The 16,902-nt window shown below is 35.8% G+C and carries 12 protein-coding genes and 1 other annotated feature; all 12 genes read right to left on the minus strand.

All coding sequences use genetic code 11. From position 1 onward, the window contains the following. Positions 1-38: 38 nt before the first annotated feature. The 12 genes from JEOSCH030_RS09025 to JEOSCH030_RS09080 all read right to left on the minus strand — a co-directional run bounded on the left by JEOSCH030_RS09025 (position 39) and on the right by JEOSCH030_RS09080 (position 16,843). Positions 39-1,121, minus strand: coding sequence for a DUF418 domain-containing protein (locus tag JEOSCH030_RS09025; protein WP_185126309.1), 1,083 nt, complete (start codon positions 1,119-1,121; stop codon positions 39-41). Then, positions 1,108-4,572, minus strand: a complete 3,465-nt coding sequence (gene addA, locus JEOSCH030_RS09030) for a helicase-exonuclease AddAB subunit AddA (RefSeq protein WP_208454289.1) — start codon at positions 4,570-4,572, stop codon at positions 1,108-1,110. Before addA ends, JEOSCH030_RS09025 begins: the two co-directional genes overlap by 14 nt. Continuing rightward, positions 4,562-8,032, minus strand: coding sequence for a PD-(D/E)XK nuclease family protein (locus tag JEOSCH030_RS09035; RefSeq protein WP_185126311.1), 3,471 nt, complete (start codon positions 8,030-8,032; stop codon positions 4,562-4,564). The genes addA and JEOSCH030_RS09035 overlap by 11 nt, the downstream gene beginning before the upstream one ends. A gap of 67 nt (positions 8,033-8,099) precedes the next feature. Then, on the minus strand, positions 8,100-8,639 hold the full coding sequence (gene lepB / locus JEOSCH030_RS09040) for a signal peptidase I (RefSeq protein ID WP_407929470.1): 540 nt from the start codon (positions 8,637-8,639) through the stop codon (positions 8,100-8,102). 3 nt (positions 8,640-8,642) lie between these two features. After that, positions 8,643-9,257, minus strand: a complete 615-nt coding sequence (locus JEOSCH030_RS09045) for a TVP38/TMEM64 family protein (protein WP_185126313.1) — start codon at positions 9,255-9,257, stop codon at positions 8,643-8,645. 105 nt (positions 9,258-9,362) lie between these two features. Then, on the minus strand, positions 9,363-10,151 hold the full coding sequence (trpA, locus tag JEOSCH030_RS09050; RefSeq protein WP_185126314.1) for a tryptophan synthase subunit alpha: 789 nt from the start codon (positions 10,149-10,151) through the stop codon (positions 9,363-9,365). Next, positions 10,144-11,355, minus strand: a complete 1,212-nt coding sequence (trpB, locus tag JEOSCH030_RS09055; protein WP_185126315.1) for a tryptophan synthase subunit beta — start codon at positions 11,353-11,355, stop codon at positions 10,144-10,146. Before trpB ends, trpA begins: the two co-directional genes overlap by 8 nt. Beyond that, positions 11,345-11,962 (minus strand): phosphoribosylanthranilate isomerase, encoded by a 618-nt coding sequence (locus tag JEOSCH030_RS09060; RefSeq protein WP_185126316.1) that lies wholly within the window; start codon positions 11,960-11,962, stop codon positions 11,345-11,347. The genes trpB and JEOSCH030_RS09060 overlap by 11 nt, the downstream gene beginning before the upstream one ends. Continuing rightward, positions 11,952-12,728: an indole-3-glycerol phosphate synthase TrpC gene (gene trpC, locus JEOSCH030_RS09065; RefSeq protein WP_185126317.1), complete on the minus strand. Its 777-nt coding sequence runs from the start codon at positions 12,726-12,728 to the stop codon at positions 11,952-11,954. The genes JEOSCH030_RS09060 and trpC overlap by 11 nt, the downstream gene beginning before the upstream one ends. Beyond that, positions 12,725-13,768 carry an anthranilate phosphoribosyltransferase gene (gene trpD / locus JEOSCH030_RS09070; protein ID WP_185126318.1) on the minus strand — a complete coding sequence of 348 codons (1,044 nt, stop codon included), beginning with the start codon at positions 13,766-13,768 and terminating at the stop codon, positions 12,725-12,727. Before trpD ends, trpC begins: the two co-directional genes overlap by 4 nt. Before the next feature lie 272 nt (positions 13,769-14,040). Further along, positions 14,041-14,223: a binding site (T-box leader), on the minus strand. A 115-nt stretch (positions 14,224-14,338) separates the two neighbouring features. Continuing rightward, complete coding sequence (locus JEOSCH030_RS09075) at positions 14,339-15,583, minus strand: Glu/Leu/Phe/Val family dehydrogenase (RefSeq protein WP_185126319.1); 1,245 nt, start codon at positions 15,581-15,583, stop codon at positions 14,339-14,341. A gap of 60 nt (positions 15,584-15,643) precedes the next feature. After that, complete coding sequence (locus JEOSCH030_RS09080; protein ID WP_185126320.1) at positions 15,644-16,843, minus strand: ornithine--oxo-acid transaminase; 1,200 nt, start codon at positions 16,841-16,843, stop codon at positions 15,644-15,646. Positions 16,844-16,902: the final 59 nt, after the last annotated feature.

Genomic DNA, 16,902 nt, shown 5'->3' on the forward strand with positions numbered 1-16,902 from the left:
AACAAATATTAATTAATTATTCTTCTAAGATACGTTATTTATCTGAATATTGATTCTATTAATGGTGTCTGTTTCTTTCTTAAAAGCTGACATAAAAGGATAAAGAAACAATAAATTCCTGTCACAAGTAAAATCATAATCTGGACTGTAATTTCCCCGTATAAAGTGAAACCTATGCCGTAAAAGATGAACATCATTATAATATTAAAGATTAAGTATAGCGAGATTCCATATTTCCCCATACTCACAAAATATCTTTTAAGAAATTCCGGAAGTAAGTTTGCCATATACATTAAAAACATAAAGTAACCAACTGCTAAAACTGGGCCACCAAAACCTTCACCAAGCGATTCACCTACTATGTTGCCAAGCGTCAACACTTGTATTAATTTGACTGAAAGTCCACCTAAAATGAGCACCATAATAAAGGCGATTCCGAGATAAGGACTGTCTTTAAAGAAAGTTTCAAGCTTGACTTGGTTTAAAGCGATACCAATTAAAATCCACGGCAAAATCGTAAACACAGCTAGAATGATGGAGTTTATCGGCTGGTCCAGGAGAACATCTAAATTGTTATTCACCATGGCTAAGTAGTCACTACTTCTGTAAATGCTTAAGTACTCATTTACTGTTTGAATGCCTGAGTACATGTGCTGAATATTAGAGTTTAGCCCTTGAATAATCTCTAAGACCACATTGATTAATAGGTGAATTATGAATAAGATCAATCCTGCTGCTAAGGTGAAAATCCAATGCTTACCTATAAATATTAAACCAACGAATAACATCAAGCTCAGTAGAATAATATGGTCGAATGGAAATAAAAGTATTGAACTAAACAAGAGCACAAGTGATAAGATCACAATGTTTTTAGATAAAATTCTCTTTTGTACATCCTGGTGCATATTCAATAGATACCCTGAAATTATAGCTAATAAAGGTAGAACTGTGCCATCTGTTAAAATATTGATCAAATTAAATACTTGTAAATCCAGTCCAAAAAAATACTCGAATGGGTTAACTTCGTTTAAGGGCAACATAAAGTATAAGCCGTTATAAAGAAAAAGTAAGAACAAGGCGATACCGCCCGTAAAATATATTGCATTATTAGAATGTTTCAACTGAAATCGCTCCATAATCAAAAAAGTAAAGTACAGCATCAACTGGCTTACCAAGCACTGCTTCCGCTGATTTCTTATAAATATCCATCTGTGTCCAATAACGATCTAATAAGTCGTCTTTAGTTAAGTCTGTCCCAGACACTCTATCAGTTTTATAGTCTACAATGGTGTAGTGATCTTCAAAGACTAAAAGACAATCTATAATACCTTGGACAAGTTGTTCTTCATGACTCGCATAACCAATCGCTTCTTGACTCATGATGAAAGGTAGTTCAGTATAAATTCCATCTTGAGAATCGAGTAATGACAACATATATTGATCATTGAAAAACGTTTTTGCATTGTCTTTTATTTTATCAACTTGGACATCATTTAGATGCTCATAGCGACTGCTGTAAGAATCAATTAAGTCCGATATAAATGACTCTTTTGAGTCTTCATTCATCAGGCTAAGATTATCCCACTGTTCCATAATTCGCATCATCATTTCGTGCATAATTGTACCAAAAAGTGGTGCTTCAATCGAATCAGAAAGTAATTCTGGTTCACGAAGTGTCGCTTCTGATTTATGTCTGATCACAGTGGCATCACTTGGTGGCGTCTCATGTCGCCTTTTGATTGATGTGACTGACTCTTTAGCTGGAACCTCTGTATCTTCCTTGTTTGGATAATGATAAAAGAGCCGGTTCTCTATTTCTGGGTTGATATCTAGATTAACTTGGTCGATGTCATCTAAAGTTATTTTTTCCTTGTACGCTTCACTTGTATCCGTATCCTCAACGACATCAATTACTTCAATTGCTGGATGTCCGCTTTCCAGTAGAATAGGAGCGAGAAAATCTAAGCTCGATTTAAATTCAAGTCGACTTTCAAATGACGGCTTATCATGATTCTTAAAATCATAAGCTAAAGAGATTTCTTTTTTAAACATCAAAGGTAAATATAATTTCTCTTCCGCACGAGTCAGCGCAACATAGATTAGTCGCAATTCTTCACTCAATTGTTCAATTCTAATGTAATCATTTGCTATAAAGGCATGAATACTGTCATTTATTGCATTAAAATCTGCATTAAATTGTTTAAACACTAAACCTAATTTAGGGTGCACCAAAACTCTCGACACGGTATCCAAATTATAATTTTGCTTTAAGTCAGCATAGATGACATGTTTAAATTCCAGTCCTTTAGAACTGTGAATTGTCATTACTCTTACCGCATCATCTGCCGCTTGAATCGCCGCTTCTTCTCCAAAGTCCTTTTCCTCTTTAATAAGAAAATCGATATAGGAAACAAATTGATAGAGACTCGAGCTATTCATTGCCTCAAATTCTAAGGCTCTTTCTACTAAGCCAAGTAAATTTGCCTTTCTTGAGGCACCACCAGCTAAACCTGAAAAGAATTCCATAATATTTAATTCAAAGAAAATCTCTGAAATTAATTCCGACACAGATAAATACTTTGCCTGTTCTTTTAAGTCATCATAAGTCGATAAAAAGTCTGCAATTTTCATACAGATGATTTCATCATCACTATAATTAACTAAGGCCTCGTACAAGTAGCTTTCTTTAGATGTTGCCCGAACTTTCGCTAGAATCTCTTCGGTAAAACCAAACATCGGTAGACGAAGCACTCCCATAAGGTGATCATCTTGGAGTGGATTGTCTAATATCGATAAGATACTTCTCATAGTTGTAATTTCAAATGTTTCAAAGTAACCCTTATTTATATCTACAGAAATAGGAATCTCATTTTTTTGAAATTCTAAGCGCATGTCATCTGGTGCAAAGCGGTTTCTGTTTAAGATGACAATATCGCTATAAGGGACACCTTTGTTGTGAATGCTTTGAACTATTTTTATAATTTCTTTTATCTCCACAATATCAGCTTCTTTAGCATTAGCCGCTTGATCGTAAATAATCGAAGAAACTTCTACTTTAGATGCCTCATCATCACTGTCTATTCCTTTGATTAGCTTCTCTTTGTCAGTATAATCAATTTCTCCAATTTCCTTATCCATAATGTTTTCAAAAATAAGGTTGGTTACATCTAAAACTTCCTGTTTCGAACGGAAGTTTCGGTTCAATTGTAAGAGTGTACCCGTTTCTTCACCGTTAAACCTCTGGCTCTTATCGATAAACAGATCTGGAGCAGCTTGTCTAAAGCGATAGATAGATTGTTTTACATCCCCTACCATAAATAAATTACCGTCACTCTCATCTCCGGATTTTAAGAGCTGAATGATCGCTTCTTGTACCCGGTTAATATCCTGGTATTCATCAATCATGACTTCTTTAAATTTTTCACGATAAGTTGCTGCCACTTCACCTTGGTTCGCTTCTAAAATTTCAAGTGCATAGTGCTCATAATCATTAAAGTCCATTTCACTATTAAGTCGCTTCGTCTTTTTATAAGACTCAATCACCATCTCTACTATTTTTAGAAGTTGGTTATTCATCCCATTGAGCGGTGACAGCTCATCTTTTACATCATCGAAACTATATTGCTTTAATTCTCTTAACTTTTGATATCGATCATTGGCAGGCTTGTTATAACGTTCTAGAATGTCACTTCCCATATCTTTAGCTTGTTTTAGGAATTTATTTCTACCATTTACTAGAGCTTCATCGACTAAAGTAAACGCTCCAGTTCTCTTAAATTCATCCAGTGCATTGATGACAGATTTTGTCATGATATCTAAGCGGTCATAAGCATCTATAACTGACTTTTCGTTAACATCTTCACCTTGATCCAAAGCATCGTATTCTTTTTTTAATTGCCCGAGATCTTCATCTAATTTTTTTAATTGTCTATAGACTATTTTCTGATAAGCTTCTAATATTTCTTGTAGTTTATCTTCATTGATATATTGATCTTTTATTTCAGCTAAAAAACCTAGTGGATCTTCTGTTGCGATGGCTGTGTAGTAAAGTTCTGTGATTAGTTTATGAAGTCCTGCATTATCTTTCATACTGGAAACTAGCTGATCAAGTGCTAAAAAGTCCTGATTTTTCTCTAAGTAAAATGTCTCTAAGACATGAGATATTGTCCGCTCTAGATTAAGTTCTGCTTCCACTTGACCGAGTGTCCTCATGTCTGGTGGAAGACCGATTACATTGTAATGGGTCTGTATTAAATGTAAGCAAAAGCTATGCAAGGTAGATATGTGCGCATCGTTTAATTTGATAATTTCTTCATTCAAGCGACTGTCCTTCGTCTCAAGATAGGTCTCTCTTAAAGATTGCTCAATTTTATCTTTCATATCTTTAGCACTCTTATTAGTGAAGGTGGATACAAACACCTCATCAATGGAGTAGCTTCCATCGATGATATTACGTTTGATTCTTTCTACTAAAACAGCGGTTTTCCCACTACCTGCAGCAGCAGATACTAAAATATCAGAGCCCTTTGTCTCAATCGCCCGAAGTTGAGCATCTGTAAATTTAACCATCATTAACCTCACTTTCAAAAGCTTCTATATCTTCAAGCGACCATTCATTAACCCGGTAATCTTTTTCGTTAATCAATTTATCAATGTGACAAGCTGCTTTAAAATCACAAAATCTACACGGTAAGCCATTGCTTGTCTCCATAGGATTCGCTAAAGTATTACCTTGATAAATATCATCTGTCGCCGTTTCAAACTGCTTCATGACATGGGATAAGTAGTGCTTAAACATTGACGGAGTCATGACTCTTTTAGCAGAGTTTTTATCTAAAGTTCCATCTTTCTTTTCCTTCAGTGGTAAGAAGGTCGACAACTGGCCTTCATCGATCATGTTCTCTAAACCAACATTACCCTGAAGTGTCTCTTCTTCTAAAACAAAGAGTCCTTTAGGACGGTGTTCCTTACGTCTTTCTTTAATAACATCTTCTTCATTATCAGCTTCGACTCTTGGTGAATTAACATGGTAAAACAGCATGGAATTAGGAAAAATTTCACCGCCGAGTTTCTCACTTGCTCTTTCCATTAGAATATACATATAAGTCATAATTTGAAGTTCGATACCATTCAAGACATCTTGTTTTCTTAAGTCCTTACCACTAGATTTATAGTCGACGATATTTACAAAAACTTGTCCATCATGTTTAAAGCTATCTACTCTATCAATCTTTCCTCTTAAATATATTTTTTTACCATTTGGACTGTGTAAGACCAATTTTCCAAGATCATCGGAGTCCTTACCAAAGCTTGCTTCTACCAAGCTAATCTTATAATTTCCAAGTTTCTCTAAATCTTTCATAAACATCAGGGTTGAACTTAGTGCGACGATAACTTTTTCTTTTAGAGACAGGTAATATTCAGAGCGCTCAAAGATGCCATAACTAATCGTTCTAAGTACATTATCTACAGATGTTTGTATCGCCTCTAAAATGATCGCATCGTCATGATCGAAGGTCTTACCTAAGATATGAACAATCTGTTCTAGAGCATTATGGTAGAGGTTACCAATTTCTAAAGGCTTGACACTAAAATCTTTTCTCACATTTAGCTTCATACCATAGTTAGCAAAGTGCTGGAAGTGGCAAGAAAAATAAGATTGGAAACGAGATACACTCGCCTTCATCTCTTCACCATAAAGTGCCTCAGCACTCGTCGAGCTAATTTTTCTAGCACGATTATCGTAGGATAAATTTCGTCTTAAACGCTTAAAGATTGTTTGAGGGGCCTTCTCTTTTAAAATTTGATACACCGATAAGGCTGCCCTATATTGTGGGACTTTTGTTAAATCTTCTAAATCCTCCAAGTTATACGACATCAAGGCTCTTAACTGTTGATGTTCCAAAGCTTCCATACTTCTCATACTAGATATTAATGCTAAGATATTTTGAACTTGGTATTGATTCACTTTATGATAGCTATAGTTTAAAGCTTGAGTCGAATCTTTAGGTAACAGTTCAAAAACAAAAGGAGATATTTTTGTCTCTTCTTTATTGTGTAAAGTCTTCGCCCAACTAATAAACAGATGGTCTGTTGCTTTTGTTACACCAATATAGAAGACGAATCTTTCATCTCTCGCTAGCGTTCTCGCACTTGGAGAAAGAATAATCCCTCTCTCTTCTAAGACATCTTTTTCATCGTCAGTGACAATAGCTGTATTTCTTGACTCTGCTGGCATGACATTATAATTCATACCAACCATAAAGATATATTTCTTATTCTCTAGCTTGGCTAAATCCAAAAGACCAATAATAACCTGATCAATTGCAGCTGGCCGACTATTAAACTTAGCTGTTTTAAGTCCCTCATAGAAAGTCTCATAAAAGAGTTCAAAATTAACTTCACGATCTTTAAAAACTGTATAGCTGTCATCTAATAAACGAATAAATAAGTTATATGCTTGTTCAGTTTCATTTGCCAGTTGAATATTTTTGTCAGATAAGTCCTCAATTTCTTTCTGGACCTTTTTGTCAATTTCACCATCTTTAATAAACTGATAAAGAGAAAGTGAAAATTCTCTGACTGTTTTTGCTTCATCTAACTCTTTAAAAAGTGTATCCAGTTGGCGAAGTTTATCGTTTTTATATTGAATCATTTCCTCTAAGGATTCACTGTTATCGATTTCTTTAATTTCTCCGTCTTCATCGAGACGATATTCCCTAGTAAAGCGTTCATCGACAAATAACTCTCTGCCAGTTAGACCACGTTCTACGATTAAGTTTTCTAAGTACAGTAAAGACTGAGCATCATTTTCTTCAGTATTCAAATAACCTGTTTTCAATAGATTTAAGAAGGCTGAACTTTGAAACTTGTGACGATAACAATCGAATAAGGCGATGATTAAACCTGTAAAAGGGTGCTTGTGCATAAGATGTTCACTGTCCAAATGATAGGCAATATCAAACTCTTTAAAGACAGACTTAAATTGGTTTTCATATGCTTGATCCCGGTATAAGATACCTATATCAGAATAACGTGCACCATTTTCTCTAACTAAATATTCTATGTTTCTAGCCACTTCAACAATTTCTTCTTGTGGATTCATCGCTTCAACTATAGTTACACCATCATAGTTTGTTATTTTTCCCCCATTTGTTAAGTAGGACTCTAATTGACTTATGCCCTCTTTTTTAGAGCGCAGAAATTCGTGATTAAAGTATCTGAAGTCAAGATAATTTTCTCCAAATATTTCTTGTAATCGGTTAATTACTGCTTCTGTTTTCCTAAAGAGCTCGATGTCCATTCGTCCAGCTTCACTGTCCCTTTTTTCATGGGTGAGCAGTAAATTTACTTGTTTTACTCTCTTTTCAAGTGCATGAATGAGCATGAATTCACTTTCGGTAAAGTTGTGAAAACCATCAATATATATGACAGCATCTTTTAAGCTACCTACCTTATTTGTGTGATTTAAATCATTAATAAATTGCTGAATTTGATTTAAATCTTCGACCTTATACTTATTAATTTCTTTCATCCAACGACTATATATCATGGATAAGTCTTTATATTTCTCTGTCGTTCTCCCCTTAGAAAATTCCAGATCTAAGAGATCTTCAGCTTCAATGTTATAAGCCCTAAACTCTATAATTTGTTCTAAAACTTTTTCTGAAAATTTTATGTAGCCTTGTGAGGTTTGATAATAATTTAAGTCATCCTTTATTTCATTCATTAAATTATGGATAAACATCACATGTCCCGCTTGGGAAAGAACTGATTTATCTGGCTGACCAATTTCATTGTATATGTGCCACATGAGTCTTTGAAAACTATAGACACCTGTGCGCATACTACCACTCACTTGACCATCTTTACTTTTTGAAATCCGTCCTTCATAAGTCAAAGTGTTTTGAGTTGGAGTAATGATATAGATATTTGATCCTAATGGATTATCTTGATTCGCCTCTATTATTTCATCAAACATTGCACTGGTTTTACCAGTACCACTTGCTCCAGTCCATATTGTTATTGACATGTTTTCCCCTCACTTTATTAAGAAAGAAGGAGATATTAGTTCTACTAATATCTCCTTGTCTACTTATTTAAAAATCTATTGCAATTTCATTAAACGGCCAGAACCTTAATTGAACTTCACCAATAATATCAGATTCTGATATAAGACCAAAGTCTCTTGAGTCTCTAGAAACTGGTCGGTTGTCACCTAAGACTAAATACTGTCCTTCTGGAATTGTATCACCTTCAACCCCTAAGGTCTCTAAGGTAAAGTTGTCTAGATAAGTTTCTCCTTGATGCACTACATAATCTTCACTAAGTGCTTCACCATTGACATAGACCACTCGGTCTTTCATTTCAACTGTGTCTCCAGGCACTCCAATGACTCTTTTGACATAAGAAGCATCTTGATGAGAGTCAAAGACGATGACATCATCACGGTCGATATCACTTATATCATAGATAAACTTATTCACAATCACTCGATCTCCATCTTCTAAAGTTGGATCCATACTCAAACCATCTACCGAATAAGTAGTAAATAAAAACATTCTTACAAGGATAACGACTGCTAGAGCAATGAGGATTGCTACGATCCATTCACGAATTTCTTTTGCCAAGGAGGCCACCTCTTACTTTTTCTTTTTTTCTTTGTTAATTTTTTTCTCCAAGTATTTCTGATACCACTTGGAAAGTAAATATAGCACACATAAAAACACTAAAGATAAGATGAGTTTCATTGGCGAATCAAAGAAGGAAGCAATATCATAGCCAACGAGTGTCATTGATAAAATCATTATGAATTTTGCTGCTAATAATATATATAAGTATACATCTCTTCTTACGTTTGATAAAGCAGTGATCACATTGACTACTGATGAAGGTGTGAAAGGTAAACAGAGCAAGATAAATAGAAAAGTAAAGCCTCTGTCATCGATGAACTTGAGCATTTTATTTAATTTATCATGCTTTTCTATATATCTTTGGGCAGTGTCTCTAAAGAAATGTCTTACAGTTAGGAAAACTAAATATGAACCTAAAACCGTTGCTGAATAGCTGATTAAAAAACCGACGATGACACCGTAAGAATTAATCGTCAAAATTACGATGACCACAAGTGGTAAAAAGGGTAAAAAGGATTCAATGAAGACAAGTAAAAAACCTACAAAAAACCCAAGTTGTTCAAATTTATTAAATAAAGTTTCTATACCTTGTTCAGTTGTTAAAAGTTCAAGTATCTCGTTCACATGCTCGCCTCACTAGAAAATACTAGAGACTATATAAATATAGTCTCTAGTATAGAATATCAAAATATTTTGCTCTATTATAGCATGTATAGTAGTGAAAAATCGTCATTTTACCCTTGTTAATTTTTTGTCTGGAATCAAATCTTTTATCTCTCTTTCCCTACCCTGGTAGAAGATTTTCACAATTTTAGATCCTACAATAACACCATCTGTATAGGCGCCCAATTGCTCAGCTTGTGTTTTATTAGAAACTCCAAAGCCTGCACAAACAGGTATAGGGCTCACTCTTTTAATTCTTTCTAAATTATCATAAACTTCTTCCTTGTAATTATTCTGTCCACCAGTGACACCATTGACTGTTACCGCGTAGATAAAACCTTCAGCATCTCGTGTAATCTCTCTTAACCGCTCGTCACTAGTTGTTAAAGTCGCTAAACGAATGATTGCTATATCTGAACCTCTGAGTCCATTTTTAAGCTCCGCTTCTTCATCTAGTGGAACGTCCGGGACAATAATGCCACTAACGCCCGCTTCTTCGGCTTTATTTCTAAAGACATCAAGTGTTAACTTATACACTGGATTATAATAAGTCATTAAGACATAAGGAACGGAAATTTCATCCTTAATTTTTGCTAAGGTATTTAAGATATCAAGAAGACTGACTCCGTTCTCAAGCGCTCTGATTCCCGCTTCTTGTATGACTGGACCATCTGCTGCTGGGTCAGAGAACGGAATGCCAATTTCAATTAAGTCCACGCCGGATTCTTCTAATGTTTTAATCTGACTTTCTAAGTTTTCTAAGCCCCCATCGCCTGCCATGATATAGGCGATAAAAGCCTTATCTCCTTCGTCTGAAAGCCGCTTAAAGGTTTCTTCAATTTTCTCTTTAGTCATCGGTATTACCTTCTTTTGTCACATTTTTTACTAATTCAACATCTTTATCTCCACGACCTGAGAGTGACATGACAATAATCTGATCTTTATCGAGCGTTGGTGCGGTCTTTATCACATAAGCTAAGGCATGTGAGCTTTCTAAGGCTGGAATGATCCCTTCAGTTCTAGATAATTCATAGAAAGCTCTTAAGGCTTCTTTGTCGTTAGCGTATGCGTATTTCGCTCGGCCAGTGTCGTGTAAATAGCTGTGCTCTGGTCCAATGCCCGGATAGTCTAAACCTGCTGAAATGGAATGAGTCGCTAATAGTTGACCATCTTCATCCTGTAACATGTGCATTTTTGCTCCATGAGCGATGCCAACTGTTCCTTTATTTATTGCTGCAGCAGTTTCATTGGTCTCAATACCTTTACCTGCTGCTTCTACACCGATTAAATCAACTGTTTCATCAGCTATAAAGTCTGCAAACATGCCGATGGCATTACTGCCGCCACCGATACAGGCCACAACTTGATCAGGTAGACGTCCTTCTTTTTCTATGATTTGATTTCTTGCTTCTTTAGAAATAATGCTTTGAAAGTCTTTAACCATCTCAGGAAATGGATGTGGACCTAGAGCAGAACCGATAATGTAATGTGTATCATCCATGTGTTCGACCCAATATCTCATCGCTTCATTGACTGCATCTTTTAAAGTCGCTGTCCCTTGTTCGACCCTGATGACTTCTGCTCCTAAAAGTTCCATTCTAAAGACGTTTAGCTCTTGTCTTTTCGCATCTTTTGCTCCCATAAAGACCTTACATTCTAAACCAAGTAGAGCTGCAATTGTCGCTGTAGCAACGCCGTGTTGGCCTGCACCAGTTTCTGCAATAACCTTAGTTTTGCCCATATATTTTGTCAGTAAGCCCTGTCCTATAGCATTGTTAATTTTGTGAGCGCCTGTATGGTTCAAGTCCTCTCTTTTCAAGTATATTTTTGCCCCACCCAGCTTTTCAGTTAGTCGTCTAGCATAGTAAAGTGGATTTTCTCTACCAACATAATCTTTTAGTAAATAGTCGAATTCTTTTTGAAACTCTGGATCCGCTTTTGCTTGTCTATAAGCTGTTTCTAATTCTTCTAAAGTTGCGACGAGTGATTCTGCTACATAGGCACCTCCAAAGATACCAAACTTACCAGCTTCATTAGGACTCTTAATATTATTTATCATTTTTTACACCTCTTATTTTTTGTATAAATGCTCTTACTTTATCAATGTCTTTATAACCATCTGTTTCTACACCACTTGATACGTCGATTAAGGCAGGTCTGAAGTTCTCTAGTACTGTTTCAATGTTGTTTGGGTTTAAGCCTCCCGCTAACCCAAAGCGCTTTTCGTCGATGTCAGCTAATGGTAGCTCAGACCAGTTGAAAGTCACGCCGCTTCCCCCGTAAAATTTTTCTCTAGGACTATCAATGAGAATATATTGACCTGGATAAGTGAATTTATCTTTATATGAAATCTTAGAGTTTGAGGGAAATGCTTTAATCGCTCGATCCTTATATTTTTCTATAAGTGACTGATCTTCATCCCCATGGAACTGTAGGTAATCAACTCCGGCTGATATGACTGCCTCACAATCTTTGATGGTTGGGTTCACTAAAACGCCAACAGTTTTTATATTTTTTCCTTTTAAAGCTTCAGTAATGTTAGCAGCTTGATCTAGGTCAATTTTACGTTTGGAGGGTGCAAAAACCATACCAATGAAATCAGGTTTTTCTTTAGCTATAAGTAAGGCTTCTTCTTTAGTTTGAATACCACAAATTTTAACTTTCAACAGTTACACCTTCTTTTAACTCTTTGATTTTCTCTTTAATATTTGATGCTTTCATCAAAGATTCTCCAACCAACATGGCTGATGCGCCCTTATCTACCATTCTTCTAGCATCATTGCTGTCATGAATGCCACTTTCTGCAATGAAATGAATGCCATCTTTTTTGTATTTATCGATTAAATTTTCGGTGTTTGAAATATCGACAGTAAATGTTTTTAAATCTCTATTATTTATACCGATAATCTCTGGTGAAATTTTTAAAGCACGTTCTATTTCCTTGTCATTGTGAACTTCAACGATGACGTTTAAATCAAGAGACTTAGCATAATCGTAAAGCGTTGATAACTCTTCATCATTTAAAATGGTCACAATCAACAGGATGATATCTGCTCCAAAGTTATAGGCTCGTGCAATTTGCCTTTTATCTATGATGAAATCCTTATTTAGTACAGGGACATCAAATGACTTACTGATAGCTTTCATGTCCTCAATATCCCCTTTAAAATATTCACTTTCTGTCAGCACACTAATTGCATCAGCACCGCCATCTACATATTTTTGAGCTTGTTCAAGAGGATTCATCTCTGTATTAATATCACCTTTAGAAGGTGATGCCCTTTTTACTTCAGCAATGAGAGAAATACCAGGAGCTTCATTTAAATGCTTTAGGAAATTCCTAGGCTTTTCTCGAGCGACGACTTCAACATTTTCTGGGTAATCTTTTAATTCTTTTTGTTTTACTTGAACTAAAGTATCTAAAATAGTCATCCTACATACTCCTTATGATTATTGATCACTTCTTGGAATTTTTTATATGCTAAGCCACTTTCAAGTGCTTCTTTTGCAAACTTTATACCGTCATTTAAGCTAGTCACTTTTTCAGCAACAAGTAATGATAGGCCAACATTCAACATGACAGTCTCTTTTTGAGCAAGTGTCGCTTGATCCTGTAAAACTTTAATTAATATATCTTTGTTTTCTTGACTGTCTCCACCTTCTAAGTCCTCTTTCTGACACAGGCTTAGACCGTAATCTGTAGGTTTTAAAATAATATCTTTTAATTCACCATCTTGTAAAAGAACCAGATGATTATCACCTAAGAGAGAGGCTTCATCCATAAAACCAGCACCATTTATGACAATCGCTTTTTTACGGCCTAATCTTTTAAGTACACCAGCTAAAGTGTTTAACTTTTCTCTGTCATAGACACCAAGAAATTGATAGTCTAATTTGACTGGGTTGATACAGGGACCAATAAAATTAAATACTGTGGGGTGAGGAATGCTAGCCCTAACTCTCATAATTTGCCCCATTTTAGGATGAACATGTTGAGCACTTAAGAAGGAAATATTAGATTGATTTAATTCCTCAGCAACTTTGTCACGATCAAAATTTAAATCAATACCTAAGCTAGTGAGTACATCAGAGCTCCCGGTTTTACTAGTCACACTCTTATTACCGTGCTTAGCCACTGTCAGTCCTAAGCTCGCAAGCACAAAAGCAGAAGTTGTTGAGATATTAAAACTTTTTGAACGATCTCCTCCTGTCCCACAATTATCTATAGCAGATCCTGTGAAATTCGGAACATCTTTTGCGTTATCTATAAGTACTTTTGCGATAGCAGTAATTTCATCTTCTGTTTCTCCTTTAGTGCTCAAAGCCACTATAAATTCTCTTAAATCTTGATCACTCACTTGTCCGTCTAAGACATCAGTAAAGATTTCATACATCGTGTCATAAGATATATCTTCATTCTTATTAAGCTGGTCAATTCCTTTGTTAATCATTGATAAAACTTCTTTTGTCATCTTGTTCTCCTCCTTGGAATAAAAAAATCCTCCATGACAAATGTCATGGAGGACGATATTTACCGTGGTACCACCTCAATTAAAGCAATGCTTCACTCAAATGGATAACGGCATGACCCGAACTACTTAGCTTGGACCCCAATTCGAAAAATAGCTTCTATGCTGACTTCCACCTCTACCAGCTCTCTGTGATTTCCACTATCTTCTACTCATATCCTGTAGTTAACTATATATTTTTGAAATAAAAAAACTCTCCAACCTTAATATTAAATATTAAGGACGGAGAGCCGCGGTGCCACCTATATTGACTAGTTCATAATCTACTAATCCACTCATTATCAGTTTTATTAAGTTATTTCGAAGTCCATTCACAGATACGATTATTATCGGTTCACAGCACCACCGACTCTCTTTGAATAATCTGTATAAGCTACTTATCTTCTTTGAATTAATTTCTATACTAACAAGCTTGAAAATAAAAAACAAGTATTAAATTTATATTTTCTGAATATTAACTACAAAAAAAGCAGCACATTCCCATAAAAACAAGGAATGTGCTGCTTGAATTTTTTAAGCCCAACCACGGTAGCGAGATGCTTCTGCTGTACGTTTTAGGCCGATAATAAATGCTGCAAGTCTCATGTCAATTTGACGATTTTCATGTAAATCATAAATTTCTTCGAATGCAGCGATTAATTTTTCTTCCATTTTTTCATTAACTTCTTCTTCCGACCAGTAATAACCTTGGTTGTTTTGTACCCACTCAAAGTAAGATACAGTTACACCACCGGCAGAGGCAAGTACGTCAGGAACGATAAGAACGCCTCTTTCAGTTAAAATACGAGTCGCTTCAGTTGTCGTTGGTCCATTTGCTGCTTCACAAAGAATAGATGCTTTAATATTCGGTGCATTCGCTTCTGTAATTTGATTTTCAATAGCTGCTGGAATAATTACATCACAATCCAACTCAAATAATTCAGAGTTTGATAGGACGTCATCAAATAAGTTAGTCACCATACCAAAGCTATCACGACGTTCTAAAAGATAGTCGATATCTAAACCTTCTGGATCATGTAAAGCACCATTCGCATCTGAGATTCCAACAATTTTCGCACCTCTGTCATACAAGAATTTAGACAGGAAGCTACCTGCATTACCAAATCCTTGAATAACGATACGGATGTCTTCCATCTTCATATCACGTTTTTTCAGTGCTTGTTCTAAACAGACAACAACACCAAGTGCTGTCGCTCTGTCACGACCTTCAGAACCACCGAGTACCAATGGTTTACCAGTAATAAAACCAGGTGAGTTGAACTGGTCAATTGCACTGTATTCATCCATCATCCAAGCCATAATTTGAGAGTTTGTAAAGACGTCTGGTGCTGGAATATCTTTTGTTGGTCCAACGATTTGTGAAATCGCACGTACATAGCCTCGAGATAATCTCTCAACTTCATCCATGCTCATCTCACGTGGATCACAGATAATTCCACCTTTACCTCCACCATAAGGAAGGTTAACAATACCTGCTTTTAAAGTCATCCACATTGACAGGGCAACCACTTCATCTTCCGATACACTCGGGTGGAAACGAACGCCACCTTTAGTCGGTCCAACTGCGTCATTGTGCTGTGCGCGAAAACCAGTAAACACCTTAACTGAACCATCATCCATCTTAACTGGAATACGTACTTTTAAAGTACGCATAGGTTCTTTAATCAACTGGTACATATCATCATTGTAACCAAGTTTATCTAATGCTTCTTTAATAATACTCTGTGTAGATTCAACTAAACTAATTTCTTCTGACATTTTATCCGCCTCTTTTTGTAACTGTTTTCATTCATCTGTATTGTATCATAAAGAAAATGTTTAGAAAGTACCTTTATCAAAAACTTTTTTCACTTTTTCCACTGCCCAGTCTAATTCCTCTTTAGTGACTACTAAAGGTGGCGCAAATCTAACGACTGTACCGTGCGTTTCTTTACATAATACACCTTCGTCTTTCAACTCTTCACAAAAATGACGAGCTGATTTATTCAATTCTAAACCGATAAAGAGTCCTCTTCCTCTAATATCTACGATGGAATCATGTTTGATTTCTTTTAATTGAGCGAGTAAATACTCCCCTAACTCAATAGAGCGTTCAGCAAGGTTTTCATCCACAATTACATCTAGTGCTGCTTGAGAAACTTTTGCTGCTAGTGGATTTCCTCCAAATGTCGAACCATGAGAGCCTTCATCGAGCACACCCATCACTTCGTCATCACCTAAGACAACAGATACTGGGAAGACACCACCACCTAAGGCTTTACCAAGAATATACATATCAGGCACTACATTATCCCAATCGGTTGCAAACATTTTACCTGCACGACCAAGTCCTGCTTGGATTTCATCTGAAATAAATAAGACATTGTGCTTGTCACAGATTTCTCTAACCTGTTTTAAATATCCAACAGGTGGAATATTGACACCAGCTTCACCTTGAATTGGTTCTAAAATTACTGCTGCTGTATTTTCTGTAATAGCATCCTCTAAAGCTTTTGGATCGCCATAGTCCACAATTTTAAAGCCGTCCCCAAGTGGACCAAACCCTCGTTTATATGCCACTTCTGAAGACATAGAAAGAGGAATCATAGTACGTCCATGGAAATTATTCTTCATAGCAATCACTTCGGCTTTATTATCGACTACACCTTTAATATCATACGCCCAACGTCTAGCCACTTTAATAGCGGATTCAACAGCCTCAGCACCAGTGTTCATTGGTAAAACTCTGTTTTTCCCAGAGATTTGACTTAGCTTTTCATACCATTCTCCTAAACAATCCACGTGAAAAGATCTAGATGTTAAAGTCACTTTGTCTGCTTGATCTTTTAAGGCTTGAATAATTTTAGGGTGACGATGTCCTTGATTGACTGCGGAGTAGGCACTTAACATATCTAAATATTTATTTCCTTCTGGATCTTTTACCCAAACACCTTCCGCTTCAGAAATAACAATCGGTAGTGGCTTGTAAATTTCTGTATCGTGTTTTTCAGTTTGTGTGATGATATCTTCTGTTCTCATTTTTAAATCCCCCTTATGTTTAAAACTTATAATTAATATACATCATATGTACTTTATCC

This window comes from Jeotgalicoccus meleagridis (assembly GCF_903994045.1).
In the GTDB taxonomy this organism is placed as follows: Bacteria; Bacillota; Bacilli; order Staphylococcales; family Salinicoccaceae; genus Jeotgalicoccus; species Jeotgalicoccus meleagridis.